Source organism: Methylophilus sp. (assembly GCF_052437885.1).
In the GTDB taxonomy this organism is placed as follows: Bacteria; Pseudomonadota; Gammaproteobacteria; order Burkholderiales; family Methylophilaceae; genus Methylophilus.
This window is the reverse complement of the sequence record NZ_JBQVPB010000007.1, coordinates 123,495-138,769: the sequence shown is the minus strand read 5'-3', so window position 1 is coordinate 138,769 and position 15,275 is coordinate 123,495. Positions and strand designations below refer to the sequence as shown.

The window sequence follows — 15,275 nt, the reverse complement described above, 5'->3', positions numbered from 1 at the left end:
CGTCAAAGCAAACAACAAAATAACAGGAGAGCGCTATGAGCAAAGAATTAAAAGAGGCCAAACTGGAAGCGCATCTGGATGCGGTGGAGCAGCATAAAGCGCTACTTGAGAAATTGCATTTGAATGGCAACCAGCACCTTGATGAGGTGAATAACTCGTTGCAGCAGCTGACGCTGACCCTGGAAGAATACCTCAAGATCATAGGTATCCCTTGATACCGGCTTTCAATGCGCGACTGTCGTTGTTTAGTTGAATATCACTTATATCAGCGCCGAGATGACATGACCAATGTGACAGTAGCCATATCTCTATGGCTACTGTGTGAGTACTAATTCAGAACCAGGTAGTGATCGCTATTTATTGCAAACCACTGGCTGAGAGTTGCTTGATAAACTCTTTGATATTTTCCTGTATGGATTTTTCGTTGGCGATCTTCAAGCGCGTGATGGCGACAAACGCATCAGAAGTGGTCGCGGTGCCGGTGGCGACGATAGGAAAGACTTTTTCACTGCCTGCGCCATAAACCTTGTAATTCACCGTAGACACCACGTCAAAAGTCAAACCAAACATTGGCTGTTTCAGTGACACCAGCTCGGCATCGATCTTATATTTACTGGCTGAAGCATCCGCCGCAGATAACGCAGACAATGCCAGCGATTCTTTCAAAGCCGCTTCAAAGTTTTCGTTGCTCACCTGAGAGGTCCAGAATGGATTGGTGGCCTTGCCGCCTGACACTGCATTGACGATAAATTTACCCTTTTGATTTTCGCTGACCGCAGCACTCGGGCTGGCTATCATCGCCTGCTTGTTTGCCGGGGCGGCGGCACACCCGCTCAATACTGCTAAAACGACGAATGGAAGCACTGATCTTGTTATTTTAAACATGCAATTTCCTTATAGTTATTAGGTTGAATTCAAACTGTGCGGCCGCTGCCGAACAGCGTTGAGGATTATATATTAGGTTAAGTTAAACTTGCATGCCGCACCCTTTGCTAACAGGACTATGCTCTGTGGCCCGGCCATCAGTCTGGGCCGCGCGCATGGCGGGACTGATGCGATCACTTCGGCCGTGCTAAACTCGCCGCTGGCCTCAATCAAAGAATAAATAATGATTCAATACAACCCAAAAGACTGGATTATCTTTATCTTCCGCTTTCACGAGTCGGATACTTTCCGCAAGCTGACGCCTATGATGCTGTTGATCGGCTTGTACGCAGGCGGCGTCGCCTACCTGGAGTTAGAGTACTGGAAACTGGCTGACAGCAGTCACGTAAAAAACCTTTCTCTGATCCACACCACTGTCGGTTTTGTGTTGTCATTATTGCTGGCCTACCGCACCAACACCGCTTATGACCGCTGGTGGGAAGGCAGAAAACTCTGGGGGTCACTGGTCAACAACAGCCGTAACCTGGCGATCAAGTTGTCGGCTTATTTAACTGATGAGAACGACCTGGATTTTTTCAGAAAGATCATCCCGACCTATGCCTCTGTGCTTTCCAAGCACCTGATGAATGAAGAAGTCAGCAAAATGCTGTTTGAAGGGCTGGATCTGGAGATAGATCACCACGAACACCACCCCAACCAGATCGCTCAAAAGATCTTTCAAAAAGCCAATGCGCTTTACCTCGCCGGAACCATTAGCGGCGACCAGTTTTTTATCATTAACGAAGAGCTGAAATCATTCACCGATATCTGCGGCGCTTGCGAACGCATCAAGAACACGCCTATCCCCTACTCATACAGTGCGTTTATCAAAAAATTCATCTTTTTTTATGTGATGACCTTGCCATTCGGCTTTGTGTTTAACCTTGGTTACTACGTGGTGCCGGTAGTGGTGTTTATTTTTTATGTGCTTGCCAGCCTGGAACTGATCGCCGAAGAGATCGAAGACCCGTTTGGCAGTGATCTGAATGATTTGCCCACGCCAAAAATGGCGGCCAATATCAAAAAACATGTAGAAGAATTGCTCTAGACCAACACTCAGCATTTACCAAAAGCCGCTGATTGCGGCTTTTTTTTATAGCGCTATATTCGGCCCGGGCTGGCGGTCACTCTTGCGTGGCATAGTGCACTGGGGTTCAGGATTTATACATTGCGTGCCTGCACCCTTTCATCATCGAATGGCTGAATAAGCTGTTGTAATCGAAATCTTCACCATCCACTGCACCTGAAATTCCGACGCAGCAATCAGCGTGCTTCGGATTACTTGTTCACGCCTGCCGCATTAATCTGCAGTCTGCACCTCAGTTTATTTGCAGACATCTGATTCACTCAAGGAGAAGACACTATGGCGAGATCTATCACCCCCATTAACGAACAAGTGATTGTGATCACTGGCGCTTCCAGCGGCATCGGCTTTGCTACCGCTTATACGGCAGCAGAACAGGGTGCCAGGCTGGTGCTGGTCGCTCGTAGTGAAAACACATTGATCAACATTACAGAACTGATCAATGAAAATGGCGGTGAGGCGATTCACGTCGTCGCTGATATCAGCGATAGAGACCAGGTAGAAAGAGTGGCGCAGATCGCCATAGCACGCTTTGGCCGCATAGACACCTGGGTGAATAATGCTGGCCTGTCTATCTATGGCAGGCTGGATGAAGTCAGCGAAGAAGATCACCGCCGCCTGTTTGATATCAACTTCTGGGGCATAGTGCATGGGTCGCTGGTGGCATTGCCGCATCTGATCAAAAGTGAAGGCGTTCTGGTCAACCTGGGCAGCGAGGTGTCAGAAGCCGTGGTGCCGTTGCAGGGCATGTATTCTGCCAGTAAACATGCGGTAAAAGGCTACACCGACGCTTTGCGGGTAGAGATCCAGGAAGTGGACCAGACCCCTATCTCCATCACCCTGATCCAGCCCACCGCGGTCAACACCCCTTTCCCGCAGCATGCCAAAAACTATATGCAGAAGGAACCAAAACTGCCCTCGCCGCAGATAGACCCGGCCGATGTTGCACATGCGATTCTGGAAGCGGCCACTAGCACCACTCACCATATCAAGGTGGGCGCCATGTCCAAGATTAATACCACCATGCAGAACCTGCTGCCTTCCCTGGCGGAAAAACTGTCTGCCAAGCAGGCAGATAAACAGCAATATGATGAACCACCCAGGAACCCGGATGGTGCTTTATATATCGCCAGCGGAGGCGGCAATATTCACGGCAGCGGCGGTAAAGAGCTTTGTCATTGATAGAACCAAAATAAAAAGCAGACCTGCAGGCCTGCTTTTTTTATTGGGTAACCTGCACCGCTGAGCAGTTATGGCTGCTCAGGGTCAGGCACCAGGTTCTCATTGAGCGGGTCATGAGGAATACGCTTGGCGGTATCTGTCTTAGCGGCATCCTCATCCTCTTCCACCAGATGAGTGGATGGCTCTATCGCATTATCAATGATTTCTTCAACCAGGTTTTTTTCATCTGTTGCCATTGTTATATCCTTTTTAATGTTTGCTATGTGTGCTTGCTGGCCTTGAATATGCCTTTTCAGTCAGGTGAGCGCTCACTCCAGGATCTTGCATTCACCGGCCATAGGGGCATCAGCCAGGTCGCCCAGGCCTTTACATTGCAGCTTTACGTTCTGCCCCGGTTTCAACTCGAATGCTTTTTCGCGGTCGGCTACAATAAAGGCAAATTGCGGCTCCTTGGTCGGGTCCACGCCGCCTTTCAGACTCACATAAGGCTCATTGATTGAATTCTTCTGCACATCGACTATGCTGCCGCTGACATTAAAAGTCGTGTCCTTGAATTTGTTGTCCGCAGCCACCGAGTTATCCGCATATTCTTTAGCGATCTCACTGGCCGTGGTTTCCAAAGGCGGCTTTTCCTCGATGACTTTATTATCCGAGGTCGTTTCCTGCTCCGGCGGCCGTTCACAGCCGATCAGACTCACCGTCAGCAGACCCACCGAAATGCCATAAAACCATTTTTGTGATGTTTTCATAAGTCTCTCCGTTATTTAACGCGTAGCCTGTGGTGCACAATCAATGAATGGCCGCTTCAGCCTCATAAATATCGCGCATATGCTTGACCAGGTTGTGGTTGCGTTTCACGCCATCTACCTGGCGCAAGATCAGCGCCCGCACATCCGCAGGCAACTCTTGTTCTAACGCTAGCCGGTAAGCCGCCAGTGCTGCGTCTTCGCCGCGTTCAGTCTCGTTCAGTACGGCCAGATTATCATTGCTGGTCAGCGCGGTTTTTATATCTATCCAGCGTCTGTGCAGAATGCCGCCGATTGAAGTGCTATCCACTGGCTCACCGCCCAAGGCACGCACCTGGTTCTGCAATTCAAGCACACTGGCACTCACCTCTTTTGAACGACGCAAGAAAAAGTCTTTTAAACGCGCGTCAGCCGCATTTTTAGCCGAAATGCGAAAGCCTTCTTCGCCATCTTTAGATGTTTCGATCAGGTCATTCAAAATGGCAATGACATCGTCGTTATCAATCATTTCAATCTCCGCATTCAAATTAGAATAATCTTTGCATCCAGTATGACTAGCAGACATCAGGCCTTGCATAGGACATATCTTAAAAAGCTGTAAGATTTCACCTGCGCAAGCTGGCCGTGGCCAGCGCCATAAAAGCCAGCCGATTTTAAAAACACCAGTCAGTTTTAAAAAAACAAAAGACCCAAAGTGTGAACTTTGAGTCTTCTGCCTCAGGCGGCTCTCATGAGCCGGCCAGCATGATTAATGCCTTGGTGCTTCAGTCCAATCCTGCATGGCTTCATCACCCGGTCTGTCGACCACGACTTTGCCATCCTCTATGCCGGTCACCCAGCTGGTAGGAATATAGTGGTGCTGGCCCTGCTCATCTTTTTTGAGCTTGATGGAGTCACTACCTTCCATATGGTCCACGGTGGCGAACTGGCCACCCTGTGAACAGACGACTGGCATTTCTGGAATAATCTGATTGGTATTCATCTCTTTCTCCTTTAATTAAGCCGACCATTTAGTGCATGGTTGCTTCGGCATCAAAAACATCACGTAACTGCTTTACCAGCCCATGGTTACGTCTCACGCCCTCTAACTGGCGCATCACTACAGCCCTGATCTCTTGCGGCAAATCGATCTCCAGGGCATCGCGATAAGCCGCCATCGCTACATCTTCGCCACGTTCAGTCTCATTTAACACGGCTAAATTATCATTGGCAGTTAACGCAGTTTTCAGGTCTATCCAGCGTCTGTGCAAAGTGCCGCCTATCGATGTGGCGTTCACCGGCACACCGCCTAATGCACTCACCAGCGCCTGCAACTCACGCACGCTTTCGCCGACCTCTTTGGAACGGCGCAAGAAAAAATCGCGCAAACGCGCATCATCCACATGCTCAGCCGAGCTGCGGAAACCCTCTTCGCCATCTTTCGAGGTTTCGATCAAGTCATTCAAGATGGCAATCACATCATTGTTATCCACCATAGTTAATCTCCTGCATCGTTTCAACACTGTGAAATCACAGTATGGGCGACGCTCACCATCTGCTCCATCAGCGTTTGCTTAAAACACTGTAGGAATTCTCTTTGCGGTTAATATGTCAGAATGTTCAGGTGCTAGATCATTGATAAATGACACTGATAAATGACACTGATAAATGACACCGCCAAATAACAACGATAGGAATCATCATGGAAGCGACACTACACACCCTCAACAACCTGTTCGCCCAGCTGGGCTTGCCTTCGAGTGATGCAGAGATAGACACTTTTATCCAGACGCACAACCATTTAGCCGGCTATATCTCGCTGGCTGATGCCACTTACTGGACACCAGCGCAAGCCGCTTTTTTGCGCGAAGAGATTTTGAAAGACGCGGATTGGGCAGAGGTGATAGATCAATTGAATGCCAGGTTGCATAAGTAACAGGCCAGAGGGGTGATTGCGTTCATCTGCGACCAGCGCAGCAGCTTCCCCTTCGTATAATCCATGGCCATGGCGCATGCATAAAAGCTTTATTGTTTTCTATTACTTTGCCTAAAAACCTGGCATACATTTTTGCTGATTATTTCCCATGGTTGCGAATGAACTAATATGGCTGAACACTGAACAAAGAAGAGTCTTTAATTCCAGGTGAAGCTACTCGCTCTGCTTACTCTGGCGCCTGTTTTCGGGCACTTTAATATTGAATACATGCTTGAATATATTTTCCAAAGCGGCTGTATCGACGCAACAGATCAACCATGAAAACTAATCAGTACAAAACATGAACAAGCAACCTAATCGCAGTATCCCGATACACAGCAATAAACCATTCGTCACCCGTGAGGATATACGCGCTTATTTTCATGAAACTGCGGACTTGTATGAAGCATTGTTTGAAGTATTGAACAGCGACCAGGCTTATTACATAAAGCCCAATCCTTTACGTCATCCGCTGATTTTTTATTTCGGCCACACCAATACTTTTCTGATCAATAAACTCATCCTGGCGGGTTTGATCTCTCAACGTGTTAATCCGCAATTTGAGTCGATGTTTGCGGTAGGTGTCGATGAAATGGGCTGGGATGATGTCAACGAGATGAATTACACCTGGCCGACTCCGGCAGAGGTCAAAGCCTATCGTGCCAACGTACGACTAGTGGTAGATGAGCTGATCAGCACACTGCCGTTTAACCTGCCTATTGCCTGGGATAGTCCGTGGTGGCCTATCCTGATGGGCATAGAGCATGAGCGCATTCATCTTGAGACCAGCTCGGTATTGATACGGCAGCAAAGCTTGCAATATGTGCAACAACACCCGGACTGGGTGCCCTGCCAGACGCAAGATACACCAGCGCCCAGGAATAGCCTGGTAGATATTCCGGCCAGGGAGATACAGCTCACCAAATCTACGGATCATTACGGCTGGGATAACGAATACGGCCAGTTTAAAACCCATAGCCCCGCCTTTCAGGCAGCAAAATACCTGGCATCGAATGCTGAATTCTTAAGCTTTGTAGAAGCGGGCGGTTACCAGAAGGATGAATACTGGCTGGAAGAAGGCCTGGCCTGGCGGCGGTATGCGCAAGCCGAGCATCCTACATTCTGGGTAAAACATGCCGATGGCTGGAAGCTGCGCTTGATGACGTCAGAGGTCAACATGCCGTGGAGCTGGCCGGTGGAAGTCAATTACCACGAGGCAAAAGCTTACTGTCACTGGCTGTCTGCGCAACTGGGCAAATCGGTACGCATGCCTAACGAGCATGAATGGTATAGTCTCTATGAACATGCCGGCTTATCAGATGAAAAGGTAGCGGGTAGCATGAATGCCAACCTCTTCCTTGATCATTTTGCGTCCTCCTGCCCGGTTAACCAGTTCGCACATGGCGAGTTGTTTGATGTGGTTGGCAATGTCTGGCAATGGACTGAAACACCTATTTTCCCGTTTGATGGTTTTCAGGTACATCCTTTATACGATGACTTTACGACACCCACTTTTGATGGCCGCCATAACCTGATTAAGGGCGGCTCATGGATATCGACTGGCAACGAAGCGCTGAAAAGTGCCCGTTATGCGTTCAGGCGACATTTTTTTCAACATGCAGGATTCCGCTATATCGTGACTGATACCCCGATTGAAGAAAATGCCTCACACTATGAGTCAGACAAACTGCTGTCGGAGTATGCCGAGTTTCATTATGGGGATAGCTATTTTGGCGTGCCCAACTTCCCCAAAACGCTGAGTGATATTGCGATTAAATGCCTGCAATCCAGGCCAGCCAGAACGGCACTGGATTTAGGCTGTGCCACTGGACGCGCCACGTTTGAGTTAGCCAGACATTTTGATCACGTGACCGGCATTGATTTTTCTGCGCGGTTTATCGGCCTGGCTCTCAAACTGGTGCAACAAGGTGTGTTGCGCTACACCATGGTCACCGAAGGTGACCTGATCAGTTACCAGGAACGCAACCTGACTGCGCTTGGTTTGCATCAAATAGTCAATAAAGTCGCCTTCTGGCAAGGGGATGCCTGCAACCTCAAGCCCCAGTTTACCGGCTACGATTTTATTCTCGCGGCAAACTTGATCGATAGGCTCTACAGCCCGCGTCAATTCTTGAGTGCGATTCATGAGCGTCTGAATATCGGCGGTGTGCTGATGATCACTTCGCCTTATACCTGGCTTGAGGAACATACCCCCCGCGAGGAATGGATAGGCGGCTATAAAAAAGATGGTGAAAACGTGACTACGCTGGATGGCCTGAAAGCCATACTGGACCAGCAATTCAGCCTGATACAACCGCCGGTTGATATCCCGTTTGTGATTCGTGAAACCAATCACAAATTCCAGCATACGCTTTCGGAAGTGACGCTGTGGGAACGCATCAGTTGAGCGGGTTGTTTGATCAGCCCATTGCGCGTGAGCATACACAGTCCCTGAAGTATGACGGCAGGCTAGCCACATTCGGCACCGATGACCTGACGCCGATGTGGGTAGCCGATATGGACTTCGCAGTACCTGAAGCCATCAGCAAAGCACTGCAAACCCGCACCAGTCATCCCGTGTTTGGCTACTCTCTGGCACCTGAAAGCCTGTATCAGGCGCTGATAGACTGGTTGCTTATCACTCATAACTGGCAAGTGAAGCGGGAATGGATAGTCCTGACGCCTGGCGTGGTACCTTCGCTAAACCTGGTAGTGGCCGCGCTCACTGCCGAACAGGCAGGCGTGATTGTGCAGCCCCCGGTGTACTTCCCTTTTTTTTCTGCTGTCAGCAACCAAAATCGTCGTTTGATTGAAAACGCTCTTGTTTTAAAAGACGATGGCGATCTTTCTTACCAGATGAATTTAACCCAGCTGGAGGAATGTGCCAAACATGCCGAGCTGTTGCTGCTGTGCTCGCCGCATAATCCGGTTGGCCGCGTCTGGCAAAAAGACGAGCTGCTAGCGTTGCTGGCGATCGCTGAAAAACATGACCTGACCATTTTAAGCGATGAGATTCATGCCGATCTGGTATATAGCGATGCAGAACACTTGCCATTAAGCCGATTGAGTATGGAGACTGACTCAAGCTCAGAAGCGTCACACCGCATCATCACCGCCGTGTCACCCAGTAAAACTTTTAACATCCCAGGCCTAGGGCTGTCTGCCCTGATTATCCCAAATGAATCACACAGGCGCGCCATCCAGAAGCATCTGCAACATATGGGAGTTTCAGTCACCAATCCCTTTAATCTTGTCGCGTTCGAGGCCGCCTACCGCGAAGGAGGTGAATGGCGACATGCCTTAATGGCATATTTGCAAGAAACGCGCGATGAGGCCATCGCATTTATCAATAAGCACTTACCCGCCATCCGCGTTATTAGCCCGCAAGCCACCTATTTACTGTGGCTGGATTGCCGTGAATTACAATTGGACGATGCCGGGTTAAACCGCTTTTTTGTTGAAGAAGCCAAATTAGGCTTATCCCCGGGTGCCATATTTGGCGGCGGTGGCGAGGGCTTTATGCGCATGAATATCGGCACCCCGAAAGGCAATGTCATGGCTGCGCTTTCGCGCTTACAGCTTGCCTTGGAAAAAAGTAGTTAAAGCGTTTCCACCAATCCAGCAACCCCATTAATACCAACACCGCGAGGTCCATATGCTGCAAATTCGATTGTTCATAATAGGCTTACTGATCTGTTGTGTGGCGCAAGCCAATACCCTGGAAGAAGCCAAACAAAAGCTATCGCAAAAAGACTTTGCGGCGGCGCATGCGATTTACTTATCTCTTGCCAATCAAAACGACGCCAAGGCTTGCTACAACCTGGGCCTGATGTATCACGATGGCGACGGCGTGAAACAGAATATGGACGAAGCCGTTAAATGGTATACAAAATCGGCAGACTTGAATAACAAAGACGCGCAATATATGTTGGGCTCGCTGGTGTTCAGGCGTGAGATTCAAAGCATTACATATGAAAGAGCCGCGCAATATTATCAACAAGCCGCGGAGCAAGGGCACGTAAAGTCACAGCTCAATTTAGGTATGTTGTATTTTAGTGGCGATGTCATTCCGCAAGATTTGGCAGAGTCATTTAAATGGTTAAGCCTGGCTGCCAGCAACAACAATAGTGAAGCACAAGGCTATATGGCCAACATCTATATGCAGGGGATAGGCGTAGAAAAAGATGCCGTCAAAACGGCGATGTGGTTGATGCTGGCCACGCAAAACGAAGACAAGCACCTTGTGAACCGGCACACTAAAATGCTGAATTACACGCTAGCTCAAATGACTCCTGAGCAGGTCGCCTCTGCCACCCAATTGGCGACGCAGTGCAAAAGCCAACAACTCAAGGGTTGTTAAGCGGCTGCCGCCGGAATATTTTTTCGGCTAATTCACTTTTGAGTGGATTTGTTATCTTCAGGTAGTTTTCCCGGTTCTACGTCGGGTGGCGTTTTCCGGTCTATGGCCGGGTTGCCGGCCAGATTGCCCAGATTGCCTTTCACATCCTGCTGCTGCCTTGTATCTTTATCTATAGGTTTCACCACAGTTGACTTTTCTTCCACGCCTTCAACAGGCACTGCTGAATCAAATGCCATCATCATCTCCAATTCCAGTTATGGGTTTAAGAACGATCACTGCGCTAAAGCTCTTCAGACGGAATAAAATTTTCGCTATCCTTAAGCGGCTTCTCAACCGCTTCGTCGTAAGGCTCTAAATCGGGGTCGACCACAGTATCGTCGTCAGGATCAATCACCGTGTCTGACTCACGGTCAGGAATCTCATTCGGGTCTCTAGCCATTGTCATCTCCTTTTAACCTAGTAAAAATACTAGCGAATAGCCGACGTAATATTTATCGGCCAGCGGCTGATTATGTTGTGGGAGTTTGCAGACAAATAGATTAAGGTATGGACATTTAGCGGGATATTTCTCCGTTTATGATGCTTGCTCGCAGCAGGTAACCTCCGTCACACAAGGCATCTGCATTAGTGATTAGAATGCTGGTACTCATACATTCTCTTTCCCGGGATTAAGGTCTTAGCACTATGTCAAACCACGCGCCCTCCAACAACTTTCCTGCCGGCTATCAACTTCCTGAAATATGGACCTGGGAGCAAGGCAACGGCGGCACATTTTCAAGCATCAACAGACCCACCGCCGGGTCTACGCATGAAAAAGCCCTGCCTGTCGGCAAGCACCCGCTACAGCTATATTCCCTAGGCACGCCCAATGGCGTCAAAGTGACTATCATGCTCGAAGAGCTGTTGGCGCTCGGCCATCACGGGGCTGAATACGATGCCTGGCTGATCAAGATACTCGATGGTGACCAGTTCGGCTCCGGCTTTGTCGGCATCAACCCTAATTCAAAGATCCCGGCCATGGTGGATCACTCTACCGCTGAACCCACCCGTGTTTTTGAGAGCGGATCTATCCTGCTCTACCTGGCAAAAAAGTTTGATGCTTTTCTGCCAAAAGATCACACATCAAACACCGAAGCATTGAACTGGTTATTCTGGCAAGTCGGTGCCGCGCCGTTCCTGGGCGGTGGCTTCGGCCATTTTTATGCTTATGCGCCTGTACACATTCAATACGCGGTCGACCGCTTTACGATGGAAGTCAAACGTCAGTTAGACGTGCTGGATCAGCATCTGGCGAACAATCGCTTTCTCGCCGGTGATGAATATTCGATTGCGGATATGGCCGTCTGGCCCTGGTATGGCACATTGGTGCGCAATGAAGCATATGGCAACGCAGGCAAGTTCTTAGAGGCAGATAGTTACACACATCTCAAGCGGTGGTCATCAGAGATTTTTGCGCGCCCCGCAGTACAACGTGGCCGCATGGTCAATCGCACCACGGGAGAGCCATCCGAACAACTGCATGAACGCCATGCTGCCAGCGACTTCGAGACCAGCACGCAAGACAAGATTTAATGCAGCCCTTGCATAGCAAGCACCAGCAGTAAAAGAGGACGAATTGATAGTGCCCTACGATTTCAACCTGCCACCCGAATACACCCGGCCAGCCGATTACACCATCGTACGGCTGCAAAACCTGAGCGCGGCCGAGCAAACCAGGCTGCTGCCGCAAGTATTTGCGCTAGCCAGAGAGCAGTACCCCGAATGGCCCGCCGAGCAATTACAAAACTGGCTTGCAGCCCTGGCGGGCGGCAATCAAAACGGCACCAAAATGGCAGTCTCGGTAGTGCTGGATGAGCAAGGTAATGTGGCCGCCGCCAGTGCCATGGAGCTTTATTGCAATGGCACTGCCATGATCAACTACAGCTTGGCCCGGAAAAGCGCCGACAACCATACTTTCCCTAGCTACGCCGCACTTATCTACGCCGCCACTAAAGATATGGCTGCCGGCATCAAAGAACTACAAGCACGCGGTGAGACCATCCACTTTGTTGGCAAAGAACACCATTTAAAAAGTGTGCGGGCCATTGCAGGCTACTACGCAGTTGGCAACGTACCAATCGATGGCGCCACCTCGCTGCTCACAGCTAAAGTGAAATATTACGAAGTAGCCTATGGCGACCCGAAAGAAGTAGAAAACCAGGCCGGGATAGACCATGCGTTTAAGCTGGCAGACCCTAAAACTGGCTATACAGAAGATGAAGATGTTCACCTGTGGCTGTTAGGTGACTTCACCCCCAGCAACCCGAACAAACCACTTGCCGAATCGCTCAGGGCCTTGGCAGAGACCTACGCAAAAGAACACAGCATATTCCGCGAAAAAGACTACCGGCTGGACCCTGGCTACATATCACTATATAAGCTTGCTGCTCACCTTCCAGCCACCACGACCTACCAGCAAGTGGTGTTAACCGTCGGCTCCTTGTGTGGCCCAATCGAATGGGGAGTTTAAGTAAATAGAAATACCTTAAGCATAGCCTTACACTAAATTAAGTATCCTTTATTTCTTGACCGCATTAACTACCATATCGAACAGTTCTTGAGGGCGATTAGTTTCCCCATACGCACCAAAACTCTTGGCTTCCGCTACAAACTCCGGGGTCGCAGACCCGGAATAAATTATCACTGGAGCATCGATTTTCTCTTGCTGAATCTTTTTAAGAAGTGTGTAGCCTGCTGTGGAATCTTCTGACCGTTTGAAGTCAGTGATGACTGCTTGAAATTGCTGATCTTTTAAGATTTCCAAGGCTTGCTCAGTATTTTTTGCGAGAACAAATTCGACACCGAGTTGTTCAAGAGCTTGTCTCTCGTAAGTTTGCCCTTGTGAGTTATCGTCAACCCAAAGGACTTTTGAATCTCTCAAGTTTTTTGATGCTGCCCCGACAGACTCTTTGATGGCATCGAGATTCGGAGTCACCTTCTTGTGCTCACTTGGCCCCCCAGACGCCTCTGCCTGGAGCAAATAAAGGGCAGCCTTTGCTTGATTTTTTTGTTCTGAAACATTCTCAAACTGCTTAACTGCTTTCGTTGGATTCAGAATGCCAGCGAATGCTGCAATAGATATTCCAATTATTTCAACCACAAATACTGCGTGTAATTTCCTTCTAATATCCTGAGCCAGCTTTAATGTGTTAAAAATATCAAGTACAACAGCGATAGCTGTTGCTACAAAAACCCCTAAACATGTAAATGCTATTACAAGTAACGCCATGTCTCGCATAAACTCTGTAGTCATAACCCCCCCCTTGTAAGAAAAAGCAATTATTTGGCAAAGTCTTTAATACTTAATTTTATTGCTCCATTCTTTCCTTTTGGTATGGCAAACTCTGGTGTCTTTTGTCCATTTAATGGACTTGTACTGCCCGGCTGAATGACAAACTTACTTTTCAACTCCAGATCTATCGTTTGAACACCATTAGGAAGTGGGAGGTCTGGATTAATTTCCAACTCGGCAGTGCCTAATTTGTATAAAGTTGGATTATTTGTAAGTTCAATTTGGGATGTGAGCGTGTCATAAAGCGAAGCTGCGACTGGATTTATAATTAATCCCCCAACTGTTTTAACTCCGAATCCGACCAATCCCGCAACTAATTTTGCGATTAATGGGTAATCTTTTGCTGTGATTAATTCTATTTTAATGACTGACTTTCCAACTGCATTTTGTCTGAAAGCCAATTTCTGATACCAAGCAAAATCATTTAAATTGACTGGTTGTTTTTTTTGAATACTATCGAGCTTTATGGACCAATTTAAAACACTTTGCGGTAAATCTGGTCGACAATAGATCCAACTTAAACTTAGTATTCCGGATATTTCGTTTTGATCATATGGCAAAAGCCCATTCTCATTTACTTCAAGCCCTTCAAAAACAATATCAATAGCCATAGAACCCTCCCTGATTATTAGGTTTTTAGATGACGACTACGCTTGTTATTTACTGCCTCTTTTGAGTATGTATTTATAGAAATAAAAACACCAGTTCAACTTTCAAATCTGATTATTGTTATAAATTTATAACAATAAAAGTTGTTATTCTTACAACTGTCACTTTAAAAAATGGCTCTAATTTCAGATAAGTATCTTTTTTCCAGTCATAAATAAAAAGCCCGCTAAAGCGGGCTTTTTATTTTAACCACACTTACTATCCCCACAATTCAGGCAAGTCATGCACCCATCCATCAGTATGCTGGCTTTGGTATTGCACTTTTTGCAAAGCTGCGCGCCTTTGGGGAAGCCTTCTTCGTTTGATTCGTCACCTGATTTGGCGTGTTTTTCCAGGTATTCGGCTTTTTTCTCTTCGACCAGTTTTTGCTGGTGTTCGTCCAGGCCTGGTTTTTTCAGCATGCCGATTTCTTGCAGGTGGGTTTCTACTACTTCGCCTATCTCGGCCACCAGGCTAGGCACGAATTTGCCGCCTTTTTTGAAGTAGCCGCCTGAGGGTTCAAACACGCTTTTCAGCTCTTCTACCAGAAAGGTGACATCGCCACCTTTGCGGAACACGGCGGACATGACGCGGGTGAGTGCGACTATCCACTGGAAGTGTTCCATGTTTTTGGAGTTGATGAAGATCTCGAACGGGCGGCGGTGTTCTTGCGGGGTGCCCTGGTTCATGATGACGTCGTTGATGGTGATGTAGAGGGCGTGCTCGGTCACCGGGGTTTTGATCTTGTAGGTGTTGCCCACCAGCATATCCGGGCGGCTCAGAGGTTCGCCCATCTGGATAACATTGGTTGCAGCTGCTTGCGCGGCTTCGCTTGCTTTTTTGTCTTCATCGGTCACCAGTTTGTAGGCGGTGATTTTTTTGTCGATTTTGATTGCCATGTTGTTCTCCCTATTGGAGTGCTTCTTAATCAATTAATTCTAAAATTTAAGATGGTTGCCGTTGCGAGCGTAGCCAGTGCCAGGCGAAAAGCAGTTTTAAAACTGAGTGTACAAATAGTACATGAGGATTTAAAACTGCTTTTTAAC

At 48.2% G+C, this 15,275-nt stretch carries 20 protein-coding genes; 9 read left to right on the top strand and 11 right to left on the bottom strand.

Going from position 1 to position 15,275, the window contains the following annotated elements; genetic code table 11:
• Positions 1-35: 35 nt before the first annotated feature.
• Entirely contained in the window at positions 36-215 is a 180-nt protein-coding gene (locus ACT6RZ_RS09400; protein ID WP_444701858.1) for a hypothetical protein, read from the top strand.
• 142 nt (positions 216-357) lie between these two features.
• Here ACT6RZ_RS09400 and ACT6RZ_RS09395 read toward each other — a convergent pair whose 3' ends face one another.
• Positions 358-885, bottom strand: a complete 528-nt coding sequence (locus ACT6RZ_RS09395) for a hypothetical protein (protein WP_444701857.1) — start codon at positions 883-885, stop codon at positions 358-360.
• A gap of 223 nt (positions 886-1,108) precedes the next feature.
• Here ACT6RZ_RS09395 and ACT6RZ_RS09390 point away from each other — a divergent pair, with 223 nt between their 5' ends.
• Together ACT6RZ_RS09390 and ACT6RZ_RS09385 are read left to right on the top strand one after the other, a co-directional pair.
• A complete protein-coding gene (locus ACT6RZ_RS09390; protein ID WP_444701856.1) occupies positions 1,109-1,972 on the top strand; it encodes a bestrophin family protein in 864 nt (287 codons plus the stop codon).
• 315 nt (positions 1,973-2,287) lie between these two features.
• The gene (locus tag ACT6RZ_RS09385) at positions 2,288-3,190 is read left to right on the top strand and encodes an SDR family oxidoreductase (RefSeq protein WP_444701855.1); all 903 of its coding nucleotides are present in this window, start codon (positions 2,288-2,290) and stop codon (positions 3,188-3,190) included.
• A 68-nt stretch (positions 3,191-3,258) separates the two neighbouring features.
• Here the strand turns inward: ACT6RZ_RS09385 and ACT6RZ_RS09380 are convergent, their stop codons facing one another.
• The 5 genes from ACT6RZ_RS09380 to ACT6RZ_RS09360 form a co-directional block, all read right to left on the bottom strand.
• Positions 3,259-3,426, bottom strand: coding sequence for a hypothetical protein (locus tag ACT6RZ_RS09380; RefSeq protein ID WP_444701854.1), 168 nt, complete (start codon positions 3,424-3,426; stop codon positions 3,259-3,261).
• Between the two features lie 72 nt (positions 3,427-3,498).
• Positions 3,499-3,939 carry an OB-fold protein gene (locus tag ACT6RZ_RS09375; protein WP_444701853.1) on the bottom strand — a complete coding sequence of 147 codons (441 nt, stop codon included), beginning with the start codon at positions 3,937-3,939 and terminating at the stop codon, positions 3,499-3,501.
• A gap of 40 nt (positions 3,940-3,979) precedes the next feature.
• The gene (locus ACT6RZ_RS09370; RefSeq protein ID WP_444701852.1) at positions 3,980-4,444 is read right to left on the bottom strand and encodes a PA2169 family four-helix-bundle protein; all 465 of its coding nucleotides are present in this window, start codon (positions 4,442-4,444) and stop codon (positions 3,980-3,982) included.
• A 240-nt stretch (positions 4,445-4,684) separates the two neighbouring features.
• Positions 4,685-4,918 carry a DUF2171 domain-containing protein gene (locus ACT6RZ_RS09365; protein WP_444701851.1) on the bottom strand — a complete coding sequence of 78 codons (234 nt, stop codon included), beginning with the start codon at positions 4,916-4,918 and terminating at the stop codon, positions 4,685-4,687.
• A 28-nt stretch (positions 4,919-4,946) separates the two neighbouring features.
• The gene (locus ACT6RZ_RS09360; protein WP_444701850.1) at positions 4,947-5,411 is read right to left on the bottom strand and encodes a PA2169 family four-helix-bundle protein; all 465 of its coding nucleotides are present in this window, start codon (positions 5,409-5,411) and stop codon (positions 4,947-4,949) included.
• A 206-nt stretch (positions 5,412-5,617) separates the two neighbouring features.
• Here ACT6RZ_RS09360 and ACT6RZ_RS09355 point away from each other — a divergent pair, with 206 nt between their 5' ends.
• From ACT6RZ_RS09355 to ACT6RZ_RS09340, 4 genes are all read left to right on the top strand, one after another.
• The gene (locus ACT6RZ_RS09355) at positions 5,618-5,851 is read left to right on the top strand and encodes a DUF2789 domain-containing protein (RefSeq protein ID WP_444701849.1); all 234 of its coding nucleotides are present in this window, start codon (positions 5,618-5,620) and stop codon (positions 5,849-5,851) included.
• 340 nt (positions 5,852-6,191) lie between these two features.
• Complete coding sequence (ovoA, locus tag ACT6RZ_RS09350; RefSeq protein WP_444701848.1) at positions 6,192-8,297, top strand: 5-histidylcysteine sulfoxide synthase; 2,106 nt, start codon at positions 6,192-6,194, stop codon at positions 8,295-8,297.
• Positions 8,294-9,493 (top strand): MalY/PatB family protein, encoded by a 1,200-nt coding sequence (locus ACT6RZ_RS09345; RefSeq protein WP_444701847.1) that lies wholly within the window; start codon positions 8,294-8,296, stop codon positions 9,491-9,493. The genes ovoA and ACT6RZ_RS09345 overlap by 4 nt, the downstream gene beginning before the upstream one ends.
• Before the next feature lie 52 nt (positions 9,494-9,545).
• Positions 9,546-10,250, top strand: a complete 705-nt coding sequence (locus tag ACT6RZ_RS09340) for a tetratricopeptide repeat protein (protein WP_444701846.1) — start codon at positions 9,546-9,548, stop codon at positions 10,248-10,250.
• 32 nt (positions 10,251-10,282) lie between these two features.
• Here the strand turns inward: ACT6RZ_RS09340 and ACT6RZ_RS09335 are convergent, their stop codons facing one another.
• The gene (locus ACT6RZ_RS09335) at positions 10,283-10,486 is read right to left on the bottom strand and encodes a hypothetical protein (protein ID WP_444701845.1); all 204 of its coding nucleotides are present in this window, start codon (positions 10,484-10,486) and stop codon (positions 10,283-10,285) included.
• A 44-nt stretch (positions 10,487-10,530) separates the two neighbouring features.
• Positions 10,531-10,695 (bottom strand): hypothetical protein, encoded by a 165-nt coding sequence (locus ACT6RZ_RS09330; RefSeq protein WP_444701844.1) that lies wholly within the window; start codon positions 10,693-10,695, stop codon positions 10,531-10,533.
• A gap of 239 nt (positions 10,696-10,934) precedes the next feature.
• Between ACT6RZ_RS09330 and yghU the strand changes: the two genes are divergently transcribed.
• Together yghU and ACT6RZ_RS09320 are read left to right on the top strand one after the other, a co-directional pair.
• On the top strand, positions 10,935-11,822 hold the full coding sequence (gene yghU, locus ACT6RZ_RS09325) for a glutathione-dependent disulfide-bond oxidoreductase (RefSeq protein ID WP_444701843.1): 888 nt from the start codon (positions 10,935-10,937) through the stop codon (positions 11,820-11,822).
• 49 nt (positions 11,823-11,871) lie between these two features.
• Positions 11,872-12,759, top strand: coding sequence for a hypothetical protein (locus tag ACT6RZ_RS09320; protein ID WP_444701872.1), 888 nt, complete (start codon positions 11,872-11,874; stop codon positions 12,757-12,759).
• A gap of 48 nt (positions 12,760-12,807) precedes the next feature.
• Here ACT6RZ_RS09320 and ACT6RZ_RS09315 read toward each other — a convergent pair whose 3' ends face one another.
• From ACT6RZ_RS09315 to ACT6RZ_RS09305, 3 genes are all read right to left on the bottom strand, one after another.
• Positions 12,808-13,542 (bottom strand): response regulator, encoded by a 735-nt coding sequence (locus tag ACT6RZ_RS09315; protein WP_444701842.1) that lies wholly within the window; start codon positions 13,540-13,542, stop codon positions 12,808-12,810.
• A gap of 26 nt (positions 13,543-13,568) precedes the next feature.
• Positions 13,569-14,192 (bottom strand): hypothetical protein, encoded by a 624-nt coding sequence (locus ACT6RZ_RS09310; RefSeq protein WP_444701841.1) that lies wholly within the window; start codon positions 14,190-14,192, stop codon positions 13,569-13,571.
• A gap of 243 nt (positions 14,193-14,435) precedes the next feature.
• Entirely contained in the window at positions 14,436-15,128 is a 693-nt protein-coding gene (locus ACT6RZ_RS09305; RefSeq protein ID WP_444701840.1) for a TSCPD domain-containing protein, read from the bottom strand.
• Positions 15,129-15,275: the final 147 nt, after the last annotated feature.

What these genes read in the sequence shown, in the direction of transcription:
- ACT6RZ_RS09400 (WP_444701858.1), top strand. Translation starts at nt 36, where the DNA reads ATGAGCAAAGAATTAAAAGAGGCCAAACTGGAAGCGCATCTGGATGCG.
- ACT6RZ_RS09395 (WP_444701857.1), bottom strand. Translation starts at nt 885, where the DNA reads ATGTTTAAAATAACAAGATCAGTGCTTCCATTCGTCGTTTTAGCAGTA.
- ACT6RZ_RS09390 (WP_444701856.1), top strand. Translation starts at nt 1,109, where the DNA reads ATGATTCAATACAACCCAAAAGACTGGATTATCTTTATCTTCCGCTTT.
- ACT6RZ_RS09385 (WP_444701855.1), top strand. Translation starts at nt 2,288, where the DNA reads ATGGCGAGATCTATCACCCCCATTAACGAACAAGTGATTGTGATCACT.
- ACT6RZ_RS09380 (WP_444701854.1), bottom strand. Translation starts at nt 3,426, where the DNA reads ATGGCAACAGATGAAAAAAACCTGGTTGAAGAAATCATTGATAATGCG.
- ACT6RZ_RS09375 (WP_444701853.1), bottom strand. Translation starts at nt 3,939, where the DNA reads ATGAAAACATCACAAAAATGGTTTTATGGCATTTCGGTGGGTCTGCTG.
- ACT6RZ_RS09370 (WP_444701852.1), bottom strand. Translation starts at nt 4,444, where the DNA reads ATGATTGATAACGACGATGTCATTGCCATTTTGAATGACCTGATCGAA.
- ACT6RZ_RS09365 (WP_444701851.1), bottom strand. Translation starts at nt 4,918, where the DNA reads ATGAATACCAATCAGATTATTCCAGAAATGCCAGTCGTCTGTTCACAG.
- ACT6RZ_RS09360 (WP_444701850.1), bottom strand. Translation starts at nt 5,411, where the DNA reads ATGGTGGATAACAATGATGTGATTGCCATCTTGAATGACTTGATCGAA.
- ACT6RZ_RS09355 (WP_444701849.1), top strand. Translation starts at nt 5,618, where the DNA reads ATGGAAGCGACACTACACACCCTCAACAACCTGTTCGCCCAGCTGGGC.
- ovoA (WP_444701848.1), top strand. Translation starts at nt 6,192, where the DNA reads ATGAACAAGCAACCTAATCGCAGTATCCCGATACACAGCAATAAACCA.
- ACT6RZ_RS09340 (WP_444701846.1), top strand. Translation starts at nt 9,546, where the DNA reads ATGCTGCAAATTCGATTGTTCATAATAGGCTTACTGATCTGTTGTGTG.
- ACT6RZ_RS09335 (WP_444701845.1), bottom strand. Translation starts at nt 10,486, where the DNA reads ATGGCATTTGATTCAGCAGTGCCTGTTGAAGGCGTGGAAGAAAAGTCA.
- ACT6RZ_RS09330 (WP_444701844.1), bottom strand. Translation starts at nt 10,695, where the DNA reads ATGACAATGGCTAGAGACCCGAATGAGATTCCTGACCGTGAGTCAGAC.
- yghU (WP_444701843.1), top strand. Translation starts at nt 10,935, where the DNA reads ATGTCAAACCACGCGCCCTCCAACAACTTTCCTGCCGGCTATCAACTT.
- ACT6RZ_RS09315 (WP_444701842.1), bottom strand. Translation starts at nt 13,542, where the DNA reads ATGACTACAGAGTTTATGCGAGACATGGCGTTACTTGTAATAGCATTT.
- ACT6RZ_RS09310 (WP_444701841.1), bottom strand. Translation starts at nt 14,192, where the DNA reads ATGGCTATTGATATTGTTTTTGAAGGGCTTGAAGTAAATGAGAATGGG.
- ACT6RZ_RS09305 (WP_444701840.1), bottom strand. Translation starts at nt 15,128, where the DNA reads ATGGCAATCAAAATCGACAAAAAAATCACCGCCTACAAACTGGTGACC.